Source organism: Streptomyces europaeiscabiei, assembly GCF_001550375.1.
GTDB classification, from domain to species: Bacteria; Actinomycetota; Actinomycetes; order Streptomycetales; family Streptomycetaceae; genus Streptomyces; species Streptomyces europaeiscabiei.
This window is the reverse complement of sequence record NZ_LRTR01000319.1, coordinates 1-4,201: the sequence shown is the minus strand read 5'-3', so window position 1 is coordinate 4,201 and position 4,201 is coordinate 1. Positions and strand designations below refer to the sequence as shown.

The window sequence follows — 4,201 nt, the reverse complement described above, 5'->3', positions numbered from 1 at the left end:
GGCGACGGCGCGGACCGGGCCGGTCCGCGGCCCGCGGCGGTCGCGCGCGTCACTTGCCGTAGGCCAGCATCAACTTCTCCTTCGCGTCGTCGACACCGGTCAGCAGGGTCGTGGAGATGTAGAAGCGCCCGCCCACGTAGTCGACGGCCTTCGAGTAGAAGGAGCCCTCGATCTCCGCGGCGCTCGCCGGCATCTGGAGGAGCCCGGTCGCCTTGGGGGCACCGCCGGTGGTCGGAACGGACACCACCCGGCCGCCCGCGTCACGCGTGGGCTCCACGTACGCGACGAGCTTCGCCCCCTCGACCTTGAGCGGGACGATCTGCGCGTCGGCGGCGGGCGACTTGAGGCGCCACTTCTCCTTGCCGGTCGCGAGGTTCAGGGCGACGATCTCGTTCGTGCCGTCCTTCTCCTCGGTCGGCAGGTAGAGGGTGTTCGCGTCGGCCGCGACGCCCGTGCAGCCCTGCATGTCCCGGGTGAGGATCCCGCCGTCGCAGTCGGGTGCGAACGAGTCGTCGGAGTCGACCTGCGAACGGGTCGAGCCGTCGGCCTTCAGGGTGGAGATGTTCCAGGTGTTCTCGTCCTCGTTGGTGAGGTAGAGGACGACCGGGTCCACGGAGTACGCGTGTTCGACCTTCCAGCCCTTGGGGATCTTCCGCGTCCACTTGGCCTTGCCGGTCCTCGGGTCCAGCTCCTGGACCTCGTCGTGCTCCTTGTCGGTGGTCACCGCGCAGGAGGAGACGGAGAGCAGGCGGGTGCCGCCGGCGAATCCGCCCGGGTAGCAGGACTGGCCGTAGCTCTTCTTGTCGAACAGCTTCTTGCCGGTGTTGATGTCGTACGCGACCCCGGACTGCGAGCGGCCCACCATGAGCGTGTCACCGCTGACGGACAGCCCGACGCTGATGGCGCTGTCGAACAGTTCGCCCTTCTCCACCTCCGCCGACCAGCCCTTGTCGCCGGTGTTCAGGTCGATCTGCTGGAGCTGGTCGCACTCGGCGTTGCTGCCGCTGCCGCTCTGGTACGAGACCACGATCCGGTCGGCGGACGTCGCCTTCGGGGTGACCGCGCAGATCTTCCCCTCGAACCCGATCGGGTCCCAGGCGGGGTTCCCGTCACCGACGTCGTACGCGAAGAGCTGTTTGTACGCCGCCTTCACCGCGACCTTGTCGGTGACCCACAGCCCGGGGGCGCTCGCGCCGGAGCCGGGGGCGTCGGGGGCGCTCTTGTACCAGAGCACCTTCGCCTCACCGGCCTTGCGGTCCGCGTTGAGGTCGGAGATGTCGAGGTCCTCGCCGCCGTCGCCGCTGCCGTCGCCCTCGTTGACGGGCTCGGTGGGCGAGGGCTTGCCGTCCTCGGTGGGGCTCGCGCTCTCCTTGGCGACCGGCTTCTTCTCGCCGTCGTCCCCGAGGCTCGTCACCGCGAACACCGTGCCGCCGACCACGAGCAGCGCGGCCACGGTGACGCCGATGATCATCGCGGGCTTGCCCTTGAAGGGGTTCCTGGAACCACCGCCACCGCCACCGACCGGCGGCGGGGTGGGCGCGCCCGGGTACTGCGCCTGCGGGTAGCCGTAACCGGCCTGCGACGCCGGGTTGTACGGGCCGGGCTGGGCGTAGGGGCCGGACTGTGTGTAAGGGCCGGGCTGGCTGTACGGACCCGGCTGCGCGGGCTGCTGCTGGGGGTAGCCGTAGCCGGGGGCCGGCGCGGGCGGGCCCTGCGGCGGCGGGGTCTGCGGGTAGCCGTACGGCTGTTGCGGCGGTTGCGGCTGTGACTGCGGTGGCGGATTGTGTGGTGCTCCGTAGCCGCCCTGCGGTGGCTGATCGGGTGGCTGAACCATCAGCGCTTTCCCCCTGTTCGCTGCTTTCGAGCCACCCGTCGTCACGCGTGGTGTCGCTTCTCAGACTGTTCTCAGACGGCTCTTTCTATCACTGCGACGGACCCACGCACGGGGCCGGTCGCTCCCCTGTTCCCAAGGGACAACCGGCCCGTGATGCCCTCGTTACGCTCCTTCACGCCCCCTTCACGAGACGTGCGCGCCGCGCGCGATACGCCTTTTGAAGGCGGGGGGACCTATGAGCGCCGCCCAGGGGCCGCGCCCTGAAGGGGCGCGGGGCCGTGTCCATATGCGGCTCCGCCGCGTGGGCGCGAGCAACCACCAACAACGCGCACCCGGCATCCGACATCGCCCCGACGACGAATAGCCGCCCAGCTCCACCGCTACGCGTCCTCCGCGAGTTCCAGCCACCGCATCTCCAGCTCTTCCTTCTCCCCGCCGAGCGCCCTCAGCTCCGCGTCCAGCTCCCCCACCTTCGCGAAGTCCGTCGCGTTCTCGGCGATCCGCGCGTGCAACTTCGCCTCCTTCTCGGAGACCTTGTCCAACTGCCGCTCGATCTTCTGCAGTTCCTTCTTCGCGGCACGGGAGTCGGCGGCGGAGACGGCCTTCTCCGCGGCGGCCTTCACGGCGACGGGCGAGGCCGCGGCGGCGGCCTCCTCCATCTTGTGGCGCCGCTCGATGTACTCGTCGATCCCCCGCGGCAGCATCCGCAGCGCCGCGTCGCCGAGCAGCGCGAACACCTTGTCGGTCGTGCGCTCGACGAAGAACCGGTCGTGGGAGATCACGACCATCGACCCGGGCCAGCCGTCGAGCAGGTCCTCCAACTGCGTGAGCGTCTCGATGTCGAGGTCGTTCGTCGGCTCGTCGAGGAAGAGGACGTTGGGCTCGTCCATCAGCAGCCGCAGGATCTGGAGCCGCCGCCGCTCACCACCGCTGAGGTCGCCCACCGGCGTCCACTGCTTCTCCTTGTTGAAGCCGAAGGTCTCGCAGAGCTGCCCCGCCGTCATCTCGCGGCCCTTGCCGAGGTCGACGCGGTCGCGGATCTGCTGCACGGCCTGGAGCACCCGCAGGTTCGGGTCCAGCTCGGCGACCTCCTGGGAGAGGTACGCGAGCTTCACGGTCTTGCCGGTGACGACCCGGCCGGCGGCCGGCTGCTTCTCCCCCTCGCTGCGCGCGGCATCGGCCATGGCCCGCAGCAGGGAGGTCTTGCCGGCGCCGTTGACGCCGACGAGGCCGACGCGGTCGCCCGGCCCGAGCTGCCACGTCAGGTGCTTCAGCAGCACCTTCGGCCCGGCCTGCACGGTGACGTCCTTCAGGTCGAACACGGTCCTGCCGAGCCGGGACGAGGCGAACTTCATCAGTTCGCTCGTGTCACGCGGCGGCGGCACGTCCGCGATCAGCTCGTTCGCCGCCTCGACCCGGAACCGCGGCTTCGACGTACGGGCCGGGGCACCGCGCCGCAGCCACGCCAGCTCCTTGCGGACCAGGTTCTGGCGCTTGGTCTCCTCGGTGGCGGCGATGCGCTCGCGCTCGGCGCGCGCGAAGACGTAGTCGGAGTACCCGCCCTCGTACTCGAAGACCGATCCCTTCTGCACGTCCCACATCCGCGTGCACACCTGGTCCAGGAACCACCGGTCGTGGGTGACGCAGACGAGTGCGGACCGCCGCTCCCGCAGGTGGCTCGCGAGCCAGGAGATGCCTTCGACGTCCAGGTGGTTGGTGGGCTCGTCGAGGACGATCAGGTCCTGCTCCTCGATGAGCAGCTTGGCGAGCGCGATGCGCCGCCGCTCACCGCCGGAGAGGGGGGCGATGACGGTGTCGAGCCCCTGCGGGAAGCCGGGCAGGTCGAGGCCGCCGAACAGTCCGGTGAGTACGTCCCGGATCTTGGCGTTGCCCGCCCACTCGTGGTCCGCCATGTCCCGGATGACCTCGTGCCGGACGGTGGCGGCCGGGTCGAGGGAGTCGTGCTGGGTGAGCACGCCGGCGTGGAGGCCGCCGGAGTGGGTGACCCGGCCCGTGTCGGCCTCCTCCAGCTTGGCGAGCATCCGGATCAGGGTCGTCTTGCCGTCACCGTTCCGCCCCACGACGCCGATCCGGTCCCCTTCGGAGACGCCGAGCGAGACCCCGTCGAGCAGGGCGCGGGTGCCGTACACCTTGCTGACGTTCTCGACATTGACCAGGTTGACGGCCATTACTCTCCTGCCACGGGGACGATCGACCCTCCAGGGTAGTCCGCGGGGCGCAGGGGTGTGACGGGCGGCGGGGGCGAGGGCCGGGGGACGCCGTGAGCGGGGGGCTGGGCTCGGAGGGCCGACGGCTTCACTCGGGCACGGTGACACCCTTGCCCGCACGGCCGGGACCAGCGGCGGC

2 protein-coding genes are annotated in these 4,201 nt (G+C 70.5%); both read right to left on the bottom strand.

All coding sequences use genetic code 11. The features are described from left to right. Positions 1-49: 49 nt before the first annotated feature. A complete protein-coding gene (locus AWZ10_RS15590; RefSeq protein ID WP_046710069.1) occupies positions 50-1,834 on the bottom strand; it encodes an outer membrane protein assembly factor BamB family protein in 1,785 nt (594 codons plus the stop codon). A gap of 380 nt (positions 1,835-2,214) precedes the next feature. Then, a complete protein-coding gene (locus tag AWZ10_RS15585; protein ID WP_046710068.1) occupies positions 2,215-4,023 on the bottom strand; it encodes an ABC-F family ATP-binding cassette domain-containing protein in 1,809 nt (602 codons plus the stop codon). Positions 4,024-4,201: the final 178 nt, after the last annotated feature.